Below are 21,893 nucleotides of genomic sequence, written 5' to 3' on the forward strand. Positions count from 1 at the left end.
TTTCGGTTGAGCCTGAAAGGAACGCGGCCCAAGATGCCGCCTGTTGTTCTGATAGTCGCGCCCGGCCCGGATGCCAAGGCGCTTGGAGGAGGACCCGATGAGCTACAAGGCGCCGGTCGAGCAGATCGACTTCATCCTGACCCATATCGTGCCCTTTGGCGAACTGTCGCGGACCGAGCGTTTTGCCGAGGCGACGGCCGAGACGGCCACCGCGATCCTCTCCGAAGCGGGCAAGATGGCCTCGAACGTGCTGGCGCCGCTGAACATGGCCGGCGACAGCCATCCGGCGCGGCTGGAGAACGGCGTCCTGCGGTCCTCGCCCGGCTTCGCCGAGGGTTTCCGCGCGATCGCCGACGGGGGCTGGGTGGGCGTCTCGGCCGATCCCGAACATGGGGGCATGGGCCTGCCGCAGGCGCTGAACATGGCGGTCGCCGAGATGATGTCGGGGGCCTGCCTGGCGTTGCAGCTGAACCCGCTGCTGACCCAGGGCCAGATCGAGGCGCTGGAGCATCACGCCAGCGACGAGCTGAAGGCGCTGTACCTGCCCCGGCTGATCAGCGGCGAATGGTCGGGCACGATGAACCTGACCGAGCCGGGCGCGGGCAGCGACGTGGGCGCGCTGACCACTCGGGCGGAACCCGCGGGCGACGGCACCTACCGGATCAGCGGGCAAAAGATCTACATCACCTGGGGCGACAGCGACGTCACGGCGAACGTGTGCCACCTGGTGCTGGCGCGCCTGCCCGGCGCGCCCAGGGGAACGCGCGGCATCAGCCTGTTCATGGTTCCCAAGCTGATCCCCGACGACCAGGGAAATCCGGGCGTCGCCAACAGCCTCAAGGTCGTCAGTCTGGAGGAAAAGCTGGGCATCCACGGCAGCCCGACCTGCGTGATGTCCTATGAGGATGCCACCGGCTGGCTGGTGGGCGAGGAGAACAGGGGCATGGCCGCGATGTTCACGATGATGAACGTCGCGCGCCTGGGCGTCGGCATGCAGGGCGTCGGCGTGGCCGAGGCCGCACTGCAAAAGGCCGTGGCCTATGCCCGTGATCGCGACCAGGGGGGCGCCATCATCCGCCATCCCGACGTGCGCCGGATGCTGGCCACCGGCCGTGCCGAGGTCTTTGCCGCCCGCGCCATCGGCCTGGCCTGCGCGACGGCCATCGACATGGCGCGCGCCACCGGCGATGCCGAGCAGGCCGCCCGCGCGGCCCTGCTGACGCCGATCGCCAAGGCCTATGGCACCGATGTCGGCATCCGCGTGGCCGACATGGGCGTGCAGGTGCATGGCGGCATGGGCTATGTCGAGGAGACGGGTGCGGCCCAATACCTGCGGGACGTGCGCATCACCTCGATCTACGAGGGCACGAACGGCATCCAGGCCATGGACCTGGTCGGGCGCAAGCTGTCGGATGGCGGAGAGGCCGCGATGCGCCTGCTGGACGAGGTCCTGGACGGTGCCAAGGCCGCGCAGGCCGCGCATCCCGACCTGGCGCATCAGGTCTGGCAGGCGGCCGAGACCCTGCGCGAGGCGACCCTGTCCCTGCTGGAGCGCGACATGCCGCAGCGCTTTGCCGGCGCCGTCGCCTATCTGAGCGCATTCGCGCGGGTCTTGGGCGGACATTACCACCTGCGCGCCGCCCTGGCGGGCGGAGAGCCGCACCGGGCCATGGCGCGGGTCTTCATGGCGCGGGTCCTGCCGCGCTTTGCGGGCGATCTGGCCGAGGCGCAGGCCGGGCTGGACGATCTGGCCGCGATCAGCGACGAGGCGCTGGCCGGCGATTTCGCGGCGTGATCCGCACGCCCTTTGCCCTGCCCCCGGAGGAGGGCGCGGCCACCGAGGTCGCGCCCGGCGTCCTGTGGATGCGCCTGCCGCTGCCGATGGCGCTGGACCATGTCAATGTCTATGCGCTGGACGACGGCGATGGCGGCTGGTCGATCGTCGATACCGGCTTTGACAGCCGGCGCGGGCGGGCCATCTGGGAGGCCCTGCTGAGCGGGCCCTTGCAGGGGCGTCCGGTGCGGCGGGTCATCGGCACGCATCATCATCCCGACCATATCGGCCTGGCCGGCTGGTTCCTGGAGCAGGACGGCGCCCGGCTGATGATGAGCCGTACCGCCTGGCTGATGGCGCGGATGCTGGTCTTGGACGTGCAGGACCGCGCCAGTCCGCAGGCCTTGGCCTTCTGGCGGCGCTCCGGGATGCCCGCCGATCTGCTGGACCGGCGCGCGACCGAACGGCCCTTCAACTTTGCCGACGTGGTCCATCCGCTGCCCCTGGGCTTCACCCGGCTGTCTGAGGGCGACGTCATCGACCTGGGCCAGCGCCGCTGGCGGGTGGCGATGGGGCATGGCCACGCGCCCTGCCATGTCACCCTGTGGTCGCTGGACGACAACCTGGTGATCGGGGGGGACCAGCTGCTGCCCTCGATCTCGCCCAACCTGGGCGTCTATCCGACCGAGCCGGAGGCCGATCCGGTGGGGGAATGGCTGGAAAGCTGCATCCGGCTGCAGGACCTGGCGCGCGACGACCAGCTGGTCCTGCCGGGGCACAAGCTGCCCTTTACCGGCCTGCCCCTGCGGCTGACGCAGCTGATCCAGAACCACCGCGCGGGGCTGGCCCGGCTGACCGAGGCGCTGGCCGAGGCGCCGCGCAGCGCCGTCGACTGTTTCGACATCCTCTATCGCCGCCGCATCGGCGAGGGAGAGTTCGGTTTGGCCCTGGTCGAGGCCGTGGCCCACCTGAACCACCTGCATCGCGCGGGCGTGATCCGGCAGGTCGGCGAAAGGCAGGGTGCGGCGCTGTGGGGGGCGTGACAGGCTGCCCGCTTTCGGCTATCGCGGGGCAGACACAAACACGAGGGGCAGCCATGGCCGATTTCGACAACAAACCCGGTGCCACCCAGGGCACGATGGACCTGACCGACCACAAGAAGACCTTTGCGGGCTTCATGCGGGCGACCGTCTGGGTGATCGGCCTGTCGCTGGCGGTCCTGGTCTTTCTTGCCCTGACCAATTCCTGATCGCGCGGTTTTCGGCATGAAGAGACGCGTGTTCCTGGCGGCCAGCCTGCCGGTCGCCCTTTCGGCATGCGGTGCCGAGAATGTCTGGGCCAGCGATGAACAGGTCCGCGCGGCCCGTTACGTCTCGCCCGAGCCGCCGTCGATCACGCTGCTGACGGTGATCGGCATCCCGCGCGGCGAGGGCGGGCATTCCGCGCTGATGTTCAACGGCAGCCAGCGGGTGATCTATGACCCCGCTGGCAGCTGGCAGCATCCCCGCATCCCGGAACGCCGGGACGTGCTGTATGGCATCACCGACAACTTCAAGAACTTCTACATCGACTACCACGCCCGCTCGACCTATTGGGTGGCCGAGGATACCGTCCCTGTCAGCCGCGAGGTGGCCGACCTGGCCATCCGCCGGGCCGAGGCCAACGGCGCCGGCAACAAGAGCTTCTGCGCGGTGGAATCGGCCAGCGTCCTGTCCGGGGTGCCGGGCTTTGAGCGGGTGCCGCGGGGCTTTTCGCCGCTGCGGCTGCGCAACTGGTTCCTGACGCTGCCCAATGTCCAGTCCAAGCGGCACATGGACGGCGACCCGGCCAACAACCACGACGTCCTGCTGCGCCAGAAGGACGGCCGGATCGTGGGCTACGACAGAAGATAAAGCAGACCGAACAGCGTGATGCCCCCGGCCAGAATGGCCAGCATCACGTTCCTGGTCATGACCCCCACCGCCACGGTCGCCGTGGCGGCGGCCAGGCGCGCGGGGTCGGGATCGCCGCCGGTCGCGGCCGGCCACATGACCAGCGGCGCGACCAGCGCCGGCAGCACCGCGACGGGCGTATAGCGCAGCATTCGCAGCACCCATCCCGGCAGGTCCCGGTCGCCAAGCGCGCCCAGGAACGACCAGCGGATCAGGTAGGTGCCGACGCCCAGCACGACGATGATCGTCCAGATCTGAAGATCGCTTGCCTGCATCCTCATGCCCCCCGGCGTTCCATGCGCGCCTCGACCAGGGCGCCCGTCGCCATGCCCAGGGGCGCCGCGATCAGCAGGCCCAGTCCCGACGGCAGCCCCGCCAGCACCAGTGCCGCGACGATCGCCACAAAGCAGGCGGCCAGATGCGCGGTGGTGCGCAGCATCGGCGCGATCATCGCCAGGAAGGTGATCGGCATGGCGAAGTCCAGCGCGACCTCCTCGGGGATGGCCTGGCCCACGGTCGCGCCGACCCAGGTGGCGACCATCCAGGGCAGGCACAGGACCAGCGCGGTCCCGGCGAAATAGGCCAGGCGCTGCGGGACCGACAGGCGGGGGTAGCGTTCGTAGTGCTGGATCGACAGCGCATAGCTCTGGTCGATCAGCGTATAGGCGACCCAGGCCTTTTGCGTGCCGGACGCGTCCCGCAGCCAGGGCAAAAGCGAGGCCGAATACATGGCCATGCGCAGGTTCACGGCCAGGCCCGACAGGATCACGATGATCGTGGGCGCATTGTCCGACAACAGCTGCACGGCGGTGAACTGCGACGCCCCGGCCAGGACCAGGATCGAAAAGCCCATGACCTGCGCGATGTCCAGCCCGGCCTCGGTCGCCACCACCCCGAACAGGATCGCGAAGGGGATGATCACCACCAGGAAGGGCAGCGACTGGACGATGCCATGCCGGAACGCCGCGCGGGGCGAGCGGGCGAGGGCACGTTCGGAGGCCGCGTCGGCGGGCGCTTGCCAGGCCGCGGGCTGGGGGGCGGGCGAGGGTGACATGGTGCTTTCGTCTTGCAGCGGTTCGCGGCACCTTGCTTGCACGACGCGCAATCCAAGGCAAGGCCGGCCCATGCAGATCCTGCACCCGATCCCCGATGCGGCGCTGCCGCGGGCCACGGCGCTGTGGCGCGCCCATTTCGGAATGCTGGGCTGGCCCGCCGGGCTGCGGCCCTGTCAGGGGGTGGTGGCCATCGGCCGGGACGGGCGCCTGCTGGGGGTGATGGGGCTGCGCGACGCCTCGGGCGGGCTGGCCGCACGCGACCTTGCGGCGCCGGGCTGGCTGTTCCGGCCGGCGCCCGCGACGGGCGATCTGGTGATCGACGGGCTGGCTGTGGCCACGCCGCGGCAGGGGATCGGCCGCGCCCTGGTGGCCGAGGCGCTGCGCCTTGCGGCCCGCCGCGCCCGCCCCGGCCTGCGCGCCGAGGTGCGCCAGCGCAATGGTGGCGCGCTGGCCTTCTATGGCAGCCTGGGATTTGCCGAGGAGGGGCAGGGCCGCTATGGCCTGCCCTGGTGGGGGCAGGTCCATGTGCTGCGCCGGGACGCGGCCTAGCCGAAGACGCCCGAAACGCGGCCCAGCAGCATGAAGGCGCGGGCCGAACGGCTGTCGGCCAGGACCGCGATCTGCAGGTCGTCCAGCTGCGGCACGACACGGCCGATCAGTCCGTCGAAATGCCGCAGGAAGTGGTGCGCCGTATCGCGGAAGATCTCGTCCTCGCGCAGCATGGCGGCGGCGATGTCCATCGCGTCGTCGTCATGGACGGCGCCCAGGGCCGCGACTGCGCTGCCACGCTCGCCGGCCGCAAAGCGGCGCCAGACATCGGGGCGCACCGGGTCGGGCGGCAGGTCATCCATGTAGAGGTCGCGCCCGGCCATCAGCGTGACCACGTCCTGCGCGGAGCGCAGCACGCGTGAATGGGTCGGGTCCTTCAGCGCCTCGCGCAGCGCCTCGATCGCCTCGTGATCGTCGGGGCCGTCGGGAAAGTTCAGCGCGCGGATCAGCGTGCCTTCGTCGACCGAGGGGCCGTTGCCCTCATGGGGGCGCGGCGCGGCCGGGCGATGGTCGGTGGCGGGGCGCAGCTTGGGCGCGGCCGCGCGCAGCGCCGTGGCGGGATGCGCGGCGGCAGGCTCGGGCCGCGGCTCGGACACCCGGACGGTGACCGGATGCGGCTCGGGATGGGCCTCATCGTCGGGGGCCTCTCCGGTCTGCAACGCGCGGCGCAGCTCGCTCAGCCGGTGGCGCAGGTCCTCGGCCTCGGCACGCAGCACGGCGATGGCGCGGGCCAGCGACACCGCCAGCCAGATCAGCACGAGGGGCAGGACCACGCCGGTGGTCGCGACCAGGCGCGACACGCCGCCCGGGCCGCTTTCGTCGTCGGGACCCAGCAGCCAGAACAGCGCGACAAGGAACAGCCAGACGCCGGTCAGTGCCAGGCCGACGGTGGTGATGCGGTCGCGGTTCGACAGGCTGGAAATGCGGGCGATCAGGGACATGCGGGTCACTCGTACCGGATCGTGATGATCTCGTAGCTGCGCAGACCGCCGGGCGTGGTGACGTCGACGCTGTCGCCCTCGTCCTTGCCGATCAATGCGCGCGCCAGAGGGGACCGGATGTTCAGAAGGCCGCGCTCGATATCGGCCTCGGCCTCGCCCACGATCTGGTAGGTGCGCTCCTCCTCGGTGTCCTCGTCGATCAGCACGACGGTCGCGCCGAACTTGATGCTGCCGGACAGCTTGGACGGGTCGAACTGCTCGGCCCGCGACAGCAGCCCTTCCAGTTCCTTGATGCGGCCCTCGATGAAGCCCTGCTTTTCGCGCGCGGCATGGTATTCGGCATTCTCGGACAGGTCGCCATGTTCGCGCGCCTCGGCAATGGCCCGGATGATGGCGGGGCGTTCCTTCGATTTCAGCTCGCCCAGCTCTCGTTCCAGCGCCTGATAGCCCCTGCGGGTCATCGGTATCTTTTCCATCGCTGCCCTGTCCTTCGTGGGATGCGGTTGCCATCCAAGTGCTAAGGCAACGCCCCTGCCATTCGAATGGCAGGGGCGTGGCACCTTGTCGGCCGGCATCGTGACCCCAATTTCCGCCGCATTGCAAGCCTGCATCGGCGGCTCTGCGGCATTGCAGCATCTTTCGCCCTATCCTTCGCCGCGTCACGATTGCCCCGCCATGCCTGGCAGGTTACAGGCTGTGCCCAGCCAATTTGCCACAGGGGGACCATCGGATGATCGAGGAGAGCGGGATCGAGCGCGAGTCGATGGAGTATGACGTCGTGATCGTGGGGGCGGGTCCGAGCGGTCTGTCGGCGGCGATCCGGCTGAAGCAGATCGACCCCGAACTGTCGGTCGTGGTGCTGGAGAAGGGCTCGGAGGTCGGGGCGCATATCCTGTCGGGGGCGGTCCTGGACCCCTGCGGGCTGACCCGGCTGATCCCCGACTGGAAGGAGAAGGGCGCGCCGCTGACCACCGAGGTCACCGACGACAACTTCTACGTCCTGGGCGAGGCGGGCCAGGTGCGGGTGCCGAACTGGCCGATGCCGCCCCTGATGTCGAACCACGGCAACTACATCGTCTCCATGGGCAATGTCTGCCGCTGGATGGCAGAGCAGGCCGAGGCGCTCGGCGTCGAGATCTTCCCCGGCATGGCCGCCAGCCAGGTCGTCTGGAACGGCAATCGGGTCGCGGGCGTCGTCGCCGGCGAATTCGGCCGCAATCCCGACGGCTCCATCGGCGACGGCTACGAGCCGGGGATGGAGCTCTTGGGCAAGTATGTCTTCATCGCCGAGGGCGTGCGCGGGAGCCTGGCCAAGCAGATCAACGAGCGGCTGAACCTGACCGCGGGATCGGATGCGCAGAAGTTCGGCCTGGGCATGAAGGAGATCTGGGAGGTCCGCCCCGAGAAGTTCCAGAAGGGCCGCGTCGTGCACACGATGGGCTGGCCCCTGGGCAAGAACGCGGGCGGCGGCAGCTTCATCTATCACCTCGAGAACAACCAGGTGCTGGTCGGCTTCGTCGTCCACCTGAACTACAAGAACCCGCATCTGTATCCCTACATGGAGTTCCAGCGCTTCAAGCACCACCCGATGGTGGCGGACCTCTTGGAGGGCGGCAAGCGCATCAGCTATGGCGCCCGCGCCATCAGCGAGGGCGGCTTCCAGTCGCTGCCGCAGATGTCGTTCGAGGGCGGGCTGCTGCTGGGATGTTCCGCCGGCATGGTCAACCTGCCGCGCATCAAGGGCAACCACAACGCGATGCTGTCGGGCATTGCTGCCGCCGATGCCGCCGCCGCCGCGATCCATGCCGGGCGCGAGGGCGACCGGCTGGCCGACTACGACGTGGCCGTCCGCGGGGGCGAGATCGGCCAGGACCTCAAGCGGGTCAGGAACGTCAAGCCGATGTGGTCCAAGCTGGGCCTGACCGCCAGCCTGATGCTGGGCGGCTTCGACATGTGGGTGGCGAACCTGACCGGCTGGAACCCGATGGGCACCTGGAGCCACGGCAAGTCCGACGCCGCCGCCACCGGCAAGGCGGCCGACCACAAGCCGATCGACTATCCGCGCCCCGACGGCGTGCTGTCCTTCGACCGGCTGACGAACGTGGCCTTCTCCTTCACCAACCACGAGGAAAGCCAGCCCTGCCACCTGAAGCTGCGCGACCCGTCGGTCCCCATCGCGGTGAACCTGCCCGAATATGCCGAGCCCGCGCAGCGCTATTGCCCGGCCGGCGTCTACGAGGTCGTCCAGGACGAGGCCGGCCCGCGCTTTGTCATCAACTTCCAGAACTGCGTCCACTGCAAGACCTGCGACATCAAGGACCCCAGCCAGAACATCGTCTGGACCACCCCCCAGGGCGGGGACGGACCGAACTACCCGAACATGTGATGGAAGCGAAAAGCCGCAGGCGTTGCAGGCGGGCAAGGCAGGGGTATAGGCTGCGGGCAACGAAAACGTGATTTCCGGAAGGCCCGCAGTGATCCTGACCCAGACCCGCCCGGCCCTTGCGCGACTGGCGCTTCTTGCCCTTCTGCTGGGCGGCACCACGACGCCTTCTTGGGCGCAGGACGATGACCGTCCGGACCCGCGGCCCGTGCCGGCGGCGGAGCCTGCATCGCAGGAGGCTGCACCGCAGGAGCCGGCGCCGCTGACGCGGGGCCTGGCCGGCCCCTATCTGGCCGCCCGCATGGCCACTGTCGAAAACGACTTTCGCGCCGCCGCGCGCTATTTCGTGCAGGCCTCGGCCCATGATCCCGGCGACGTCTATCTGCAGGACAGCGCACTGGTCGCCCTGGCCTCGGCCGGCGAGGTCGAGCGTGCCGTGACCATGGCCGAGCGGATGATCCTGGCCGATGAGGGAACCGAACTGGCCGGCCTGCTGCGCCGCGCGCAGCTGGTCCGCGCCGGCGACTGGACGGGCCTGCTGCAGCTGATCGAGACCGACCGCAGCCCTGACATGCCGCTGGAGGAGGACCTGCTTGACGGCACGATGCGGGGATGGGCGCTGCTGGGGGCGGGGCGCGCCTCGGATGCGCTGGCCGCCTTCGAGGGCATGGCCGCCGATGAAAGCCTGGCGCCGATCGTGAACTATCACCTGGCGCTGGCCCGGGCCCTGGTCGGGGATTACGAGACCGCCGACAGCCTGATGCAGAAGTCTGAGGCGGGCGGCCACCTGCTGGGCCTGATCTCCCGCGTGCAGATCCTGAGCCAGCTGGAGCGGCGGGACGAGGCGCTGGCCCTTCTGGACAAGGTCGAGGGCATCGATGCCGAGCCGCAGCTGATGGCCCTGCGCCAGCGCCTGCGCGACCGCCAGCCGGTGCCCTTCCAGGTGATCGCGGGCCCCGCCGACGGGATCGCGCATCTGCTGCTGTCCTTCGCCTCGGCCCTGGCCACCAGCCCGGATCCCGAGCCGCTGTCATTGATCCACGCGCGCCTGGCGGCCTGGATTTCACCCGAGAACCCCGAGGCGCGGCTGATGGTCGCCCAGCTTCTGCAGGACCGCCAGCAGTTCGACCTGGCCGAGACCGAGTTCGAGGCCGTGCGCCGCATGGACCAGATGCGCCCCGTGGCGGAGCTGAGCCGCATCGACGCCCTGTCGCGCGCCGATCGCCGGGACGAGGCCGAAAAGGCCGCGCTGGCCCTGACCGCCGCCTATCCTCAGCTGCCGCAGGCCTGGGTCGCGCTTGGGGACGTGCTGCGCCAGCAGGAGAAGTTCGGCGCCGCCGTGCCCAGCTATGACAAGGCGCTGGCCCTGCTGAAGGACGCGCCGCCCCAGGCGCGCTGGTTCGCGCTTTATGCCCGCGGGATCTCGCTGGAGCGGGCGGGCGAGTTCGACCGCGCCGAGGAGGACCTTCTGGCCGCGCTGGAGATCCGACCGGACCAGGCCAGCCTGCTGAACTACCTGGGCTATTCCTGGATCGACCGGAACAGAAACCTGGACCGGGCGCTGGAGATGATCCAGCGCGCGGTCGAGCTGTCGCCCGGCGACGGCTATATCCTGGACAGCCTGGCCTGGGCCTATTTCCGGCTTGGCCGCTACGAGGAGGCGGTGGCGCCGATGGAGCAGTCGATCGCCACCATGGCCTCGGACCCGCTGGTCAACGACCACCTGGGCGACATCTACTGGATGGTCGGCCGCACCCGCGAGGCCGAGATCCAGTGGCGCCGCGCCCTGTCGCTGCAGCCGGGGCAGTCGGGCGAGGTCGATCCCGACCGCATCCGTGCCAAGCTGGATCGCGGCCTGGATGCGGTTCTGGCCGAAGAGGGCGCGGACGGCCCGGATGCCCCCTTGCGCCAGACCGAGGCCGACGCCACCGAATGACCGCCCCAGACCCGGCGCTGACCGAGGCCGCGCCCGCCAAGCTGAACCTTGCGCTGCATGTCACGGGGCGGCGCGCCGACGGCTATCACCTGCTGGATTCGCTGGTCTGCTTTGCGGATATGGGCGATGTGGTGCAGCTGTCGCCCGGGCCCCTGTCCCTGCGCATTGACGGCCCTTTCGCGGCGGGCCTGTCGGATCAGGACAACCTCTGCCTGCGGGCCGCCCGGCTGGTGGGCGGGCAGGCGGCCATCCGGCTGGTCAAGAACCTGCCCGTCGCCTCTGGGATCGGCGGCGGGTCGGCCGATGCGGCGGCGGTCCTGCGCGGTCTTGCGCGGATGGGCCATGACCTGCCAGCGGCGCCCGAACAGCTGGGCGCCGACGTGCCGGTCTGCCTGGCCTCACGCCCGGCGCGGATGCGGGGCGTCGGAGAGATCGTGACCCCGCTGCCGCCGCTGCCGCCGCTGCACCTGGTGCTGGTCAATCCTGGCATTGCGGTCGCCACCCCGCGCATCTTTGCCGGGTTGACCTGCCGCGAGAACCCGCCGCTGCCGGCAATCCCGGCCTTCGCGGATGCGGGCGCCCTGATCGGCTGGCTGGCGGGCACCCGCAACGACCTGCAGCCCCCCGCCCTCGCGGCCGCGCCCGTCATCGAGACCGTGCTGGAGGCGCTTCGGTCGCAGGGGGCGGGCCTGGCGCGCATGTCGGGGTCGGGGGCCACCTGCTTTGGCATCTTCGATAATCCGGGCGCCGCCCGTGCGGCGGCTGCGGCGCTTGCGCGCAACGGCTGGTGGGCGGTTCCGACCGAACTGGCGCCCGCCCCGGCAGGTCGCTAGACTGCCCGCGATTTCAGCGGAGGATCCCATGCTGCGCCTTGGCGTCAATATCGACCACGTCGCCACCATCCGGAACGCCCGGGGCTCCCCCTGGCCTGACCCGTTGCGTGCCGCGCAGTTGGCCGAACAGGCGGGGGCCCATGGCATCACTGCGCATCTGCGCGAGGATCGCCGCCATATCAGCGATGCCGACATCGACGCGCTGATGGCGCACCTGACGCTGCCCCTGAACCTGGAAATGGCCGCCACGGCCGAGATGCAGGCCATCGCGCTGCGCCATCGCCCCCATGCCGTCTGCATCGTCCCCGAAAAGCGCGAGGAGCGCACGACCGAGGGCGGCCTGGACGTCGCCGGCAACGACAACATGCTGGGCGCGTTCATCGCCCCCCTGCGCGAGGTTGGCTGCCGCGTGTCGCTGTTCATCGGCCACGAGGAGGAGCAGATCCGCGCCGCGGCCCGCATCGGCGCCGCCGTGGTCGAGCTGCATACCGGCGCCTATTGCGACCTGGACACCGAAGGGCGCCATGCCGAACGCGACGCCGAACTGGCGGCGCTGCGCGAGGGGGCGGAGCTGGCCCACAGCCTGGGGCTGGAGGTTCATGCCGGCCACGGCCTGACCTTCGACACGGTCGGACCCATCGCCGCCATCCCGCAGCTGGCCGAACTGAACATCGGCCATTTTCTGATCGCCGAATCCGTCTTCATCGGGCTGGAGGCCGCCATTCGCGAAATGCACCGCCGCATGGCGGATGCCCGTGCCTGAACCGGACGATCGGACCCTCATGACGGCCCGCAGACCATGATCCTCGGCATCGGCAGCGACCTTGCGAATATCGACCGCATCCGGTCCACGCTGGACCGCTTCGGCGACCGCTTCCGGCACCGGGTCTTCACCGACACCGAACTGGCCAAGGCCGCCCGTCGCGCGGACGAGGCCGGGACCCTGGCCAAGCGGTGGGCCGCCAAGGAGGCCTGTTCCAAGGCGCTTGGCACGGGGCTGGCCATGGGCATCAGCTGGCGGGACATGGCGGTGTCGAACCTGCCCTCGGGGCAGCCGGTCATGGCGCTGACGGGCTGGGCGCGGGACCGGCTGGCGGGGATGACGCCGCCGGGGCATCATGCGGTCGTCCATGTGACGCTGACCGACGATCACCCCTGGGCGCAGGCCTTCGTGGTGATCGAGGCGAGACCGGGCCTGCCGGAAGCTTGACTTTTTCCCCTGCCGGGGACCATGAACGCGCGATGCGGACCAGCCGCAGGCAGCGATGAAGAAAGACGGACATCATGGCGGACAGCTCGATCCAGAAAAAGGACGGCATCTGGGAAACGGTCAAGACCGTCTTCTGGGCGCTGGTCATCGCGGGCATCTTCCGCACGCTGTTCTTCCAGCCCTTCTGGATCCCTTCGGGCAGCATGAAGGACACGCTGCTGATCGGGGACTTCCTCTTCGTCAACAAGATGGCCTACGGCTATTCGGCGCATAGCTGCCCCTTCTCGCTCTGCCCGATCTCGGGACGGATCCTGGAGAGCGCGCCCGAGCGCGGCGATGTCGTGGTCTTCCGCCACCCGACCCGTGACGTCGACTTCATCAAGCGCGTGATCGGCCTGCCGGGGGACACGATCCAGATGCGCGGCGGCCGTCTGTGGCTGAACGGCGAGGAGGTCCCGGTGACCGACGCCGGCGATTTCATCGAGGTCAAGGACCAGCAGGGTCCGCAGGGCCTGATCCCGCGCTGCGTGAACGACCCGGTCCCGCAGGGCGGCGACTGCGTCAAGGAACGTGCCACCGAGACCCTGCCCGGCGGGCGCAGCCATGACGTGCTGAACATCGTCGATGGCTGGGTCGCCGATGACACGCCAACCTTCACCGTCCCCGAGGGCCAGTACTTCTTCATGGGCGACAACCGCGACAATTCCGAGGACAGCCGCTTTCCGGCCGAGATCGGCGGCCTGGGCTTTGTCCCGGCCGAATTCCTGATCGGTCGCGCCGACCGGATCATGTTCTCGTCGGCAGGGCGGTCGCTGCTCTATTTCTGGACCTGGCGGGCCGATCGCTTCTTCAAGGCGGTGGAGTGACCCCGGGCGCCGACATCCGTGCCTTCATGGCCCGTCTGGGGCACGACTTCGCGCGCCCCGAGCTGCTGGTGCGCGCGCTGACCCACGGCTCGATCGCCAGTGTCACGCGCCCCGACAACCAGCGGCTGGAATTCCTGGGCGACCGCGTGCTGGGCTTGGTGATGGCCGAGGCGCTGTTCTTTGCCGACGAGGCCGCGACCGAGGGCCAGCTGGCGCCGCGCTACAATGCGCTGGTGCGCGGCGAGACCTGCGCCGCCATCGCCCGCGACATCGGCCTGGGCGAGGTGCTGAAGCTGGGCCGCTCCGAGATGCTGTCGGGCGGCCGCCGGAAAGAGGCGCTGCTGGCCGATGCGATGGAGGCCGTGCTGGCGGCGGTCTACCTGGACGCGGGCTTCGACGCCGCGCGGGCGGTCGTGCTGCGCCACTGGACGCCGCGGCTGGACCGGGTGGAAAAGGACAGCCGCGACGCCAAGACGGCCCTGCAGGAATGGGCGCAGGCCCATGGCATGCCGCCCCCCCATTACGAGCAGACCGAGCGCAGCGGCCCCGACCATGCGCCGGTCTTCCTGATCACCGTGCGGCTGGAAGACGGAAGCGAGGCCCAGGCCAAGGGCTCCGGCACCAAGCGCAGCATCGAACAGGCCGCCGCGCAGGTGCTGCTGGACCGGCTGGAAGGACAGACATGACCGAAGAGACCCCCGACACCCCGCCCACCCGTGCGGGCTTTGTCGCCCTGATCGGCGAACCCAATGCCGGCAAGTCGACGCTGCTGAACCAGATGGTCGGCGCCAAGGTGTCGATCGTGACCCACAAGGTCCAGACCACCCGCGCGCGCATCCGCGGCATCGCGATGCACGGGCCGGCGCAGATCGTCTTTGTGGACACGCCGGGCATCTTCCGGCCGCGCCGGCGGCTGGACCGCAGCATGGTCGCCGCGGCCTGGGGCGGGGCGTCGGACGCGGACCTGGTGCTGCTGCTGATCGAGGCGCATCGCGGCCTGACCGAGGGCACGCAGGCGATCTTGGACCAGCTGATGCAGCTGGGGCAGGGCACGCCCGTGGCCTTGGTCATCAACAAGATCGACCGCGTCAAGTCTGAGACGCTGCTGGCGCTCTCCAAGCAGATGAACGAGGCCTATCCTTTTGCCCAGACCTTCATGATCTCGGCCGAGAAGGGCTATGGCTGCCCGCAGCTGCGCGACTGGCTGGGCCGGTCGTTGCCGGAAAGCCCCTGGCTTTACCCCGAGGACCAGATCGCCGACCTGCCCATGCGCATGATCGCCGCCGAGATCACCCGCGAAAAGCTGACCCTGCGCCTGCACGAGGAGATCCCCTATCAGCTGACGGTCGAGACCGAGGGCTGGGAGGAAAAGAAGGACGGCAGCGCGCGGGTCGAGCAGGTCGTCTATGTCGCCCGCCAGGGCCACAAGGGCATCGTGCTGGGTAAGGGCGGCGAGACGATTAAGGCCGTGGGCCAGGCCGCGCGGCTGGAGCTGGAGGCCTTCATGGGCCGCACGGTTCACCTATTCCTGCAGGTCCGCGTGCGCGAGAACTGGCAGGACGAGGCCGAGCGCTATGACGAGATGGGCCTGAACTTCCGCGACGGCGACGCCGGGCGGACATGAGCCAGCCGCGGCTGGCCGCCTCCCTTTGGGTGGCGGCCTATCTGGCACGGCTGGGGCAGGCGGGCATTCCCGCTTATGTCATCGCGCGGGGTGACGACACGGCCGGGGCGGTGGCCGTCAAATGCGCGCGGCTGGACGGCTCGGCGCAGCTGTGGATGCGCGAATGGGACTTTGATACCGACACCCGCCCCTGGGTCGCGGTCGAGGACGGGCCCGAGCCGCAGGTGGACGCCGCCATCGCCCGGCAGCGCGCCCGCGATCCCGACCTGTGGGTCCTGGAGATCGAAAGCCGCGACGGCCGCACGCTGCTGGACCAGGACGGGCTGTTCTGACCTCTGGCGCGGGCGCTGCTTGCAGAATATGCAGCCTCCATGAGCAGCCCCGCCGCCCCCCAGACCGATTCGCCCAAAGGGCTTCTTTATGCCATCGCGGCCTATGGGCTCTGGGGCTTCCTGCCGATCTTCATGAAGGCGCTGGCCCATGTTCCGCCGGCCGAGGTCATCGCCCATCGCGTCCTCTGGTCGCTGCCCATCGCCGCCGCCGTGCTGATCTGGCAGGGCCGCGCCGCCGAGGTGCGCCAGGCCCTGCGCCAGCCCCGCCTGCTGGCCATGGCCGCGCTGACCGCGATGCTGATTTCCGTCAACTGGCTGATCTATGTCTGGTCCATCGCGAACGACCACGCACTGGACGCGGCGCTTGGCTATTACATCAACCCGCTGTTCAGCGTCTTTCTGGGCGCCACCCTGCTGGGGGAACGGCTGTCGCGCGGCCAGTTCGCGGCCATCGCGCTGGCCGCGGCGGCCGTGGTGATCCTGACCGTGCAGGCGGGCAGCCTGCCGCTGGTCGCCATCGGGCTGACCCTGTCCTGGGGGTTCTACGCCTATTGCAAGAAAAGCCTTCCCCTGGGCCCCAACCAGGGCTTCACGCTGGAGGTGCTGCTGCTGACGCCCTTCGCCGTCGCCTTCTTGATCTGGCAGGCCGCCCAGGGCCAGGCGCATTTCGGCGGCGACAGCATGGACACGCTGCTGCTGCTGGGCTGCGGACCCGTCACGGCGATCCCGCTGCTGTTCTATGCCAACGGCGCCAAGCTGATCCGCCTGTCGACGATCGGCATCCTGCAATATATCGCGCCCACGATGATCTTCCTTTGTGCGGTGCTGCTGTTCGGGGAACCCTTCGACGGCGCCCGGCTGATCGCCTTTCCGATGATCTGGGCGGCATTGGCCATCTATTCGGTCACCCTGCTGCGTCAGGCGGGCCAGCGCCGGCGTGACCGGCGCGAACTGGCCGCCCGGCGCGCGCAATGATCTGGCACCCCCTGCGCCGATGACGCAAGCTGGCCGCGACTGAGGCGGAGGCGGCGATGGAATGGCAGGCAGAGGGCACGGTGATCGGGCGCCGCCTTCATGGCGAAACCGCGGTCATCATCGACGTGCTGACGCTGGAACACGGGCGCCATGCGGGGGTCGTGCCCGGCGGCAGCTCGCAACGGCGCAGCGCGATGCTGCAGCCCGGGGCGCGGCTGGACCTGCGCTGGCGGGCGCGGCAGTCGGACCAGCTGGGCACCTTTGCCGTCGAGCCGCTGCGCCTGCGCAGCGGGCTGATGACCGATCCGACCGCGCTGGCGGGGCTGAACGCGATCTGCGCGCTGCTGCTGTTCGTCCTGCCGGAACGCGACCCGCATCCGCAGCTGGCCGCGCGGACCGAGGCGCTTCTGGACCTGATCGAGGGGGGCGGCGATTGGGCCCCCCTCTACCTGCAATGGGAAATGTCGCTTCTGGACGAGATGGGCTTTGGGCTGGACCTTTCCGCCTGCGCGGTGACCGGCGCGCGCGAGGGACTGGCCTATGTCAGCCCGCGTTCGGGCCGCGCGGTCAGCCGCGCAGGCGCCGGGGAATGGGCCGACCGTCTGTTGCCGCTGCCGGCGCTGATGGGGGGCGCGGGGGACAATCGCGGCCGGGACCTGGCCGAGGGTCTGGCGATCACCGGTCATTTTCTGGAACATCGGCTGGCGGCCGAACTGGTCGGGCGCCACCTGCCAGCCGCGCGCGCGCGGCTGGTGCGGCGGCTGGAGGCGGGGCGGGGTCGCACCCCTGACCTGCCGTGACCCCGCGGGACGTCAGCCCGCAGGGCCGGTCGCCTTACTGGTTGCCGCGCGCCGCCGCCAGGGCGTCGGTCGCCTGGTCGGCCGGACGGCCGCTTTCAAAGATCAGCCAGGTCGGGCCCTTGATGCGCAGGACGCCGCCGTAATATTCCATCTCGGTCGCCTGCTGCAGCGCCTGGAAGAACCGCTGTTCGACAGCCAGATCCTTGCATTCGGTCACGCCGGTCGTCTGCAGCGGTTCAAAGGCGATCGCCGGCAGCGGCACCGTGTTGCGGGCGGCGTAACCGTTGCAGGGGCCGCGGCCCGAGATGCCCTCGGGGCGGGTGGTCAGGGTGATGTTGCGCAGCGGCACCGTGCCGTTGCCGATGCCGACCAGCACATAATCGTTCGCCGGAATCCCGCCCATCGGATCGCCTGCCGGTTCAGAGGCGCAGGCGGCAAGAAGCAGGGTCGCGGCGCAGGCAAGGCCAGCGGCGGGGCGGAACATGGAGGGCATGGCAGACTCCTGGGAGGAAATGCGAAACTGGCGTGGAATACCCCCATTCATCGGCGTAATCCAGCCTATCGCCCCCTTATCCCAAAAGACGCCGCGCGATCACCTGCGCCTGAATCTCGGCCGCGCCCTCGAAAATGTTCAGAATCCGGGCGTCGCACAGCACGCGGCTGATCTGGTATTCCAGCGCGAAACCGTTGCCCCCGTGGATTTGCAGGGCATTGTCGGCGCTGGACCAGGCGATGCGCGCGCCCAGCAGCTTGGCCATCCCCGCCTCCAGGTCGCAGCGGTGACCGTGATCTTTTTCCCACGCGCTGAAATAAGTCAGCTGTCGCGCGATCATGATTTCGACAGCCATCATCGCCAATTTGTCAGCGACACGGGGAAAGGCGATCAGCGGCTTGCCGAACTGCTTGCGGTCCAGCGCGTATTGCAGCCCCAGCTCCAGCGCGTTCTGCGCCACGCCGATGGCACGGGCGGCGGTCTGGATGCGGGCCGATTCGAAAGTCTGCATCAGCTGCTTGAAGCCTTGGCCAGTCACCCCGCCCAGAAGGTTCGCCCCCGCCACGCGGAAGCCGTCAAAGCCCAGCTCGTATTCCTTCATGCCGCGATAGCCCAGGACGTCGATCTCGCCGCCGGTCATGCCCGGGGTGGGGAAGGGGGCGTCGTCCGTGCCGGGGGTCTTTTCGGCCAGGAACATCGACAAGCCGCGGTAATCGGTGGTGTCGGGCTCGGTCCGGGCCAGCAGCGTCATCACATGGGTGCGCGCGGCATGGGTGATCCAGGTCTTGTTGCCGGTGACGACCCAATCCTCGCCCTCCTTCACCGCCCGCGTCCGCAGGGACCCCAGGTCGCTGCCGGTGTTGGGCTCGGTAAAGACGGCCGTGGGCAGGATCTCTCCGCTGGCCAGCTTCGGCAGCCAATGGGCCTTCTGGTCGTCCGTGCCGCCGCAGATGATCAGCTCGGCCGCGATCTCGCTGCGGGTGCCAAGGCTGCCCACGCCGATATAGCCCCGCGACAGCTCCTCGGAGACGACGACCATCGCCGCCTTGGACATGCCCAGGCCCCCGAACTCCTCGGGGATGGTCAGGCCGAAGACGCCCAGTTCGGCCAGTTCCTCGATGATCTCCATCGGGATCAGCTCGTCCTTCAGGTGCCAGCCATGGGCATGGGGCGTGACCTTGTCCTCGGTCCAGCGGCGGAACTGGTCGCGGATCATCTCCAGGTCCTCGTCCAGACCCGAGGCGCCAAAGGTCGCCGCACCGCGGTTGTCGGCGATCAGCTGCGCCAGTTCGGCCCGCGCCTCGGGCGTGTTGCCGGCCATCAGGGCCCGCGCGGGTTCGGACGGCTCCCAGCTGACGCCCAGATCCGACAGGCGCGCGAATTCGGTCTGGCTCATCGGGATGCCGCCGGCGATCTGCGTCAGGTATTCGCCAAAGCCGATCCGCGTGATCAGCGCCTCGATCGGACCATCGACGCGGGCCGACCAGGCGTGCAGCTGCTTGAGCGCCTCGACATAGGTGGCCAGCCAGGACAGCGCATGGGCGCCGTGCTGATGCAGCTCCAGCGCCTCGGCGTCCAAGCGGCCCTGCACCGACACCTGCGCGCGCAGCGTGTCTGTCGCGCGGGCCAGCAGGTCTTCGAGTTCCGACAGGACGGTTTCGGTCCGGTTCTGCATATCTTTCATCGATTCGTCCTTTCGCGGCATTGCAGCATGGGTAACCCCTTCGCAGGTGCAGCGCAACATTTATGCGCGTCAGGCAATGTCCACGATCTAATGTGTCGCACCAGTCGGTGCCGCCGGCCGTTCGCAGATCCCGGAAAACAAGCGGCCTTTTCCTTTCACGGCAAGGCGGTTAGCTTGGCCCCCATGTTCGGACTGGAGCCCTGGCAATTCGTGGCGGCCCTCGGGATCACCGCCTTCGCGGGCTTCGTGAAGGGCGCCCTGGGCTTTGCCATGCCGATGATCATGATGTCGGCCTTCGGTTCGATCATGCCAGCCACCGTCGCGTTGGCGGCGATGATCCTGCCCACGCTGATCACCAATGTGCAGCAGAGCTTTCGCGACGGCCGCGGCGCCGCGCTGCGCTCGATCCGCAAGTTCCGGTTGCATATCGCGATGGTCGCGCTCTTCATCTGCGTCTCGGCCGGTTTCGTGACCCTGCTGCCGCAATGGCTGATGTACGGGCTGCTGGGCCTGCCCATCACGGCGTTCGCCCTCTGGCAGCTGTCCGGCCGGCCGCTGGTCCTGCACCTGCACCACCGCCGCCGGGCCGAGGCGCTTTCGGGCGTGATCGGCGGGCTTTACGGGGGCATCTCGGGGATCTGGGGGCCGCCGCTGATCGTCTATCTTCTGTCGATCGGCACCGAAAAGCGCGAACAGGTCCGGGTGCAGGGCGTCGTCTTCCTGATCGGCGCCGTGGTCCTGACCGTCGCGCATCTGGTGTCGGGCCTGCTGAACCTGCAGACGCTGCCCCTGTCGGTTCTGCTCTGCCTGCCGGCCATGGCCGGGATGCAGGCGGGCTTTGCCTTGCAGGACCGGCTGGATGTGGGGCAGTTTCGACGATGGACGCTGGTCCTTCTGATCCTGACCGGGTTGAACCTGGTCCGACGTGCCTTTGAACTGTGGAGCCTTTCATGATCGATGCCGCCGACCTGACCGCCCGCCTGATCCGCTGCCCCTCGGTCACACCGGAGGAGGGCGGTGCGCTGGTCCTGCTGCAGGACCTGCTGGAGGAGGCGGGCTTCGAGGTGCATCGCGTGGACCGGAACGGCACCGCCAACCTGTTCGCGCGCTGGGGCGCCAAGGGGGCACGGACCTTCGGCTTCAACGGGCATACCGACGTGGTGCCGCCGGGTGATCCGGGATCCTGGACGCATCCGCCCTTTTCCGGCCATCTCGACGACGAGGGCGTGATCTGGGGGCGCGGCGCGACCGACATGAAATCGGGCGTCGCGGCCTTCGTGGCCGCCGCCATCGACTTTGTCCGCCAGACCCCGCCCGACGGGGCGCTGATCCTGACCATCACCGGGGACGAGGAGGGGCCGTCCCGCGACGGCACCATCGCCATTCTGGACTGGATGGCGCAGCAGGGCGAGCGCATGGATGTCTGCATCGTGGGCGAGCCGTCGAACCCTGACCACATGGGCGAGATGATGAAGATCGGCCGCCGCGGCTCGGCCACCTTCCGCATCGGCGCCAGGGGGGTGCAGGGGCACGCGGCCTATCCGCACCGGGCCAGGAACCCGCTGCACGCGCTGACCCGCTATCTGGCCGAACTGACCACGGAACCCCTGGACCATGGGACCGACCATTTCGATCCTTCCGGGCTGCAGATCACTTCGATCGACTGCGGCAACCCGGCCTCGAACGTGATCCCGGAATCGGCATCGGCCGTGGTGAACATCCGCTTCAACGACCTGCACAGCGGCGCCGGCCTGGCCGAACGCCTCGCCGACCACGCCGCCCGGATCGAGGCCGAGACCGGGGTCGCCCTGACCATTACGGCCGAGATTTCGGGCGAGGCCTTCCTGACCGCGCCGGGCCCCTTCGTGGACATGGTCCGCGATGTCGTGACCCAGGAAACCAACCGCCAGCCGGTGCTGTCCACCTCGGGCGGGACCTCGGACGCGCGCTTTGTCAAGGATCACTGCCCGGTGGTCGAATTCGGGCTGGTCGGACACCTCATGCACCAGGTCGACGAACGCGTCCCGGCCCAGCAGGTCCGCCAGCTTCAGTCGATCTATCACCGCGTCTTGGAGAGATTTTTCGAATGAGGATCGAAGAGACCACCGAGCTGGCGATTTGCCATGCGCTGCGCCGCACCGTCTTCATCGAGGAGCAGGGCGTCGCCGAGGCCGAGGAGATGGACGACCAGGACGACGGCGCGATCCACCTGCTGGCCTGGCAGGGCGACCGCCCGGTGGGAACGGCGCGGCTGATCCTGAAGGGCGACATCGGCAAGATCGGCCGCGTCTGCGTCCTGCCCGAGATGCGCGGCACGGGCCTCGGCGCCGCACTGATGCGGGCCGCGATGGATGCGCTGCGGGTGCGGCCGGGGGTTGCGCGCGCGCGCCTCGGGGCGCAGACGCATGCGATCGGATTTTACGAAAAGCTGGGCTTTGTGGCCGAAGGGCCCGTCTACGACGACGCGGGCATTCCGCATCGGGACATGACCCGCGAACTTTGATGCC

25 protein-coding genes are annotated in these 21,893 nt (G+C 69.2%); 19 read left to right on the forward strand and 6 right to left on the reverse strand.

The window, feature by feature from the left end; genetic code table 11:
- The first annotated feature begins 97 nt into the window (after positions 1 to 97).
- The 4 genes from ACNR9W_RS02930 to ACNR9W_RS02945 are packed head-to-tail and all read left to right on the forward strand — an operon-like array spanning position 98 to position 3,666.
- Positions 98 to 1,795, forward strand: coding sequence for an acyl-CoA dehydrogenase (locus ACNR9W_RS02930; RefSeq protein WP_419269121.1), 1,698 nt, complete (start codon positions 98 to 100; stop codon positions 1,793 to 1,795).
- The gene (locus ACNR9W_RS02935) at positions 1,792 to 2,817 is read left to right on the forward strand and encodes an MBL fold metallo-hydrolase (protein WP_419269120.1); all 1,026 of its coding nucleotides are present in this window, start codon (positions 1,792 to 1,794) and stop codon (positions 2,815 to 2,817) included. Before ACNR9W_RS02930 ends, ACNR9W_RS02935 begins: the two co-directional genes overlap by 4 nt.
- Positions 2,818 to 2,870: 53 nt before the next feature.
- Positions 2,871 to 3,023, forward strand: coding sequence for an aa3-type cytochrome c oxidase subunit IV (locus ACNR9W_RS02940; RefSeq protein ID WP_419269119.1), 153 nt, complete (start codon positions 2,871 to 2,873; stop codon positions 3,021 to 3,023).
- A gap of 16 nt (positions 3,024 to 3,039) precedes the next feature.
- Positions 3,040 to 3,666: a hypothetical protein gene (locus tag ACNR9W_RS02945; RefSeq protein WP_419269118.1), complete on the forward strand. Its 627-nt coding sequence runs from the start codon at positions 3,040 to 3,042 to the stop codon at positions 3,664 to 3,666.
- On the opposite strand, the gene ACNR9W_RS02950 is transcribed toward ACNR9W_RS02945, so the two are convergent.
- Entirely contained in the window at positions 3,651 to 3,980 is a 330-nt protein-coding gene (locus ACNR9W_RS02950) for an AzlD domain-containing protein (RefSeq protein ID WP_419269407.1), read from the reverse strand. The genes ACNR9W_RS02945 and ACNR9W_RS02950 overlap by 16 nt on opposite strands.
- A gap of 2 nt (positions 3,981 to 3,982) precedes the next feature.
- Complete coding sequence (locus ACNR9W_RS02955; protein WP_419269117.1) at positions 3,983 to 4,759, reverse strand: AzlC family ABC transporter permease; 777 nt, start codon at positions 4,757 to 4,759, stop codon at positions 3,983 to 3,985.
- 70 nt (positions 4,760 to 4,829) lie between these two features.
- On the opposite strand from ACNR9W_RS02955, the gene ACNR9W_RS02960 reads away from it, so the two are divergent.
- Positions 4,830 to 5,309 (forward strand): GNAT family N-acetyltransferase, encoded by a 480-nt coding sequence (locus ACNR9W_RS02960; RefSeq protein ID WP_419269116.1) that lies wholly within the window; start codon positions 4,830 to 4,832, stop codon positions 5,307 to 5,309.
- Here the strand turns inward: ACNR9W_RS02960 and ACNR9W_RS02965 are convergent.
- Entirely contained in the window at positions 5,306 to 6,259 is a 954-nt protein-coding gene (locus ACNR9W_RS02965) for a hypothetical protein (protein ID WP_419269115.1), read from the reverse strand. The genes ACNR9W_RS02960 and ACNR9W_RS02965 overlap by 4 nt on opposite strands.
- Positions 6,256 to 6,726, reverse strand: a complete 471-nt coding sequence (gene greA / locus ACNR9W_RS02970; RefSeq protein ID WP_419269114.1) for a transcription elongation factor GreA — start codon at positions 6,724 to 6,726, stop codon at positions 6,256 to 6,258. The genes ACNR9W_RS02965 and greA overlap by 4 nt, the downstream gene beginning before the upstream one ends.
- A gap of 254 nt (positions 6,727 to 6,980) precedes the next feature.
- Here greA and ACNR9W_RS02975 point away from each other — a divergent pair, with 254 nt between their 5' ends.
- From ACNR9W_RS02975 to recO, 11 genes are all read left to right on the forward strand, one after another.
- Positions 6,981 to 8,636, forward strand: a complete 1,656-nt coding sequence (locus ACNR9W_RS02975) for an electron transfer flavoprotein-ubiquinone oxidoreductase (RefSeq protein WP_419271642.1) — start codon at positions 6,981 to 6,983, stop codon at positions 8,634 to 8,636.
- 88 nt (positions 8,637 to 8,724) lie between these two features.
- Positions 8,725 to 10,569 carry a tetratricopeptide repeat protein gene (locus ACNR9W_RS02980; protein ID WP_419271634.1) on the forward strand — a complete coding sequence of 615 codons (1,845 nt, stop codon included), beginning with the start codon at positions 8,725 to 8,727 and terminating at the stop codon, positions 10,567 to 10,569.
- Entirely contained in the window at positions 10,566 to 11,402 is an 837-nt protein-coding gene (locus ACNR9W_RS02985; RefSeq protein ID WP_419271635.1) for a 4-(cytidine 5'-diphospho)-2-C-methyl-D-erythritol kinase, read from the forward strand. The genes ACNR9W_RS02980 and ACNR9W_RS02985 overlap by 4 nt, the downstream gene beginning before the upstream one ends.
- A 28-nt stretch (positions 11,403 to 11,430) precedes the next feature.
- Positions 11,431 to 12,165 carry a pyridoxine 5'-phosphate synthase gene (locus tag ACNR9W_RS02990; RefSeq protein WP_419271636.1) on the forward strand — a complete coding sequence of 245 codons (735 nt, stop codon included), beginning with the start codon at positions 11,431 to 11,433 and terminating at the stop codon, positions 12,163 to 12,165.
- Between the two features lie 36 nt (positions 12,166 to 12,201).
- Entirely contained in the window at positions 12,202 to 12,612 is a 411-nt protein-coding gene (gene acpS, locus ACNR9W_RS02995; protein ID WP_419271637.1) for a holo-ACP synthase, read from the forward strand.
- A gap of 74 nt (positions 12,613 to 12,686) precedes the next feature.
- Positions 12,687 to 13,478: a signal peptidase I gene (lepB, locus tag ACNR9W_RS03000; protein ID WP_419271639.1), complete on the forward strand. Its 792-nt coding sequence runs from the start codon at positions 12,687 to 12,689 to the stop codon at positions 13,476 to 13,478.
- A gap of 26 nt (positions 13,479 to 13,504) precedes the next feature.
- A complete protein-coding gene (gene rnc, locus ACNR9W_RS03005; protein ID WP_419271644.1) occupies positions 13,505 to 14,164 on the forward strand; it encodes a ribonuclease III in 660 nt (219 codons plus the stop codon).
- Positions 14,161 to 15,102: a GTPase Era gene (gene era, locus ACNR9W_RS03010; RefSeq protein WP_419271641.1), complete on the forward strand. Its 942-nt coding sequence runs from the start codon at positions 14,161 to 14,163 to the stop codon at positions 15,100 to 15,102. The genes rnc and era overlap by 4 nt, the downstream gene beginning before the upstream one ends.
- Positions 15,099 to 15,434 (forward strand): DUF1491 family protein, encoded by a 336-nt coding sequence (locus ACNR9W_RS03015; protein ID WP_419270514.1) that lies wholly within the window; start codon positions 15,099 to 15,101, stop codon positions 15,432 to 15,434. Before era ends, ACNR9W_RS03015 begins: the two co-directional genes overlap by 4 nt.
- Positions 15,435 to 15,473: 39 nt before the next feature.
- Positions 15,474 to 16,409, forward strand: coding sequence for an EamA family transporter RarD (rarD, locus tag ACNR9W_RS03020; RefSeq protein ID WP_419270512.1), 936 nt, complete (start codon positions 15,474 to 15,476; stop codon positions 16,407 to 16,409).
- Between the two features lie 56 nt (positions 16,410 to 16,465).
- Positions 16,466 to 17,209 carry a DNA repair protein RecO gene (gene recO / locus ACNR9W_RS03025; protein ID WP_458478610.1) on the forward strand — a complete coding sequence of 248 codons (744 nt, stop codon included), beginning with the start codon at positions 16,466 to 16,468 and terminating at the stop codon, positions 17,207 to 17,209.
- A gap of 34 nt (positions 17,210 to 17,243) precedes the next feature.
- Here recO and ACNR9W_RS03030 read toward each other — a convergent pair whose 3' ends face one another.
- Together ACNR9W_RS03030 and ACNR9W_RS03035 are read right to left on the reverse strand one after the other, a co-directional pair.
- Positions 17,244 to 17,702, reverse strand: a complete 459-nt coding sequence (locus tag ACNR9W_RS03030; protein WP_419270492.1) for an META domain-containing protein — start codon at positions 17,700 to 17,702, stop codon at positions 17,244 to 17,246.
- A gap of 76 nt (positions 17,703 to 17,778) precedes the next feature.
- The gene (locus ACNR9W_RS03035; protein ID WP_419270491.1) at positions 17,779 to 19,386 is read right to left on the reverse strand and encodes an acyl-CoA dehydrogenase family protein; all 1,608 of its coding nucleotides are present in this window, start codon (positions 19,384 to 19,386) and stop codon (positions 17,779 to 17,781) included.
- Between the two features lie 183 nt (positions 19,387 to 19,569).
- Here ACNR9W_RS03035 and ACNR9W_RS03040 point away from each other — a divergent pair, with 183 nt between their 5' ends.
- Genes ACNR9W_RS03040 through ACNR9W_RS03050 form a run of 3 tightly spaced genes read left to right on the forward strand, consistent with a single transcriptional unit; the run spans position 19,570 to position 21,889 of the window.
- Positions 19,570 to 20,340 carry a sulfite exporter TauE/SafE family protein gene (locus ACNR9W_RS03040; RefSeq protein WP_419270508.1) on the forward strand — a complete coding sequence of 257 codons (771 nt, stop codon included), beginning with the start codon at positions 19,570 to 19,572 and terminating at the stop codon, positions 20,338 to 20,340.
- A complete protein-coding gene (dapE, locus tag ACNR9W_RS03045) occupies positions 20,337 to 21,476 on the forward strand; it encodes a succinyl-diaminopimelate desuccinylase (RefSeq protein WP_419270489.1) in 1,140 nt (379 codons plus the stop codon). Before ACNR9W_RS03040 ends, dapE begins: the two co-directional genes overlap by 4 nt.
- Positions 21,473 to 21,889: a GNAT family N-acetyltransferase gene (locus tag ACNR9W_RS03050; RefSeq protein ID WP_419270488.1), complete on the forward strand. Its 417-nt coding sequence runs from the start codon at positions 21,473 to 21,475 to the stop codon at positions 21,887 to 21,889. The genes dapE and ACNR9W_RS03050 overlap by 4 nt, the downstream gene beginning before the upstream one ends.
- The last annotated feature ends 4 nt before the right edge of the window (positions 21,890 to 21,893 follow it).

It is taken from the genome of Paracoccus sp. T5, assembly GCF_048538155.2.
Taxonomy (GTDB): Bacteria; Pseudomonadota; Alphaproteobacteria; order Rhodobacterales; family Rhodobacteraceae; genus Paracoccus.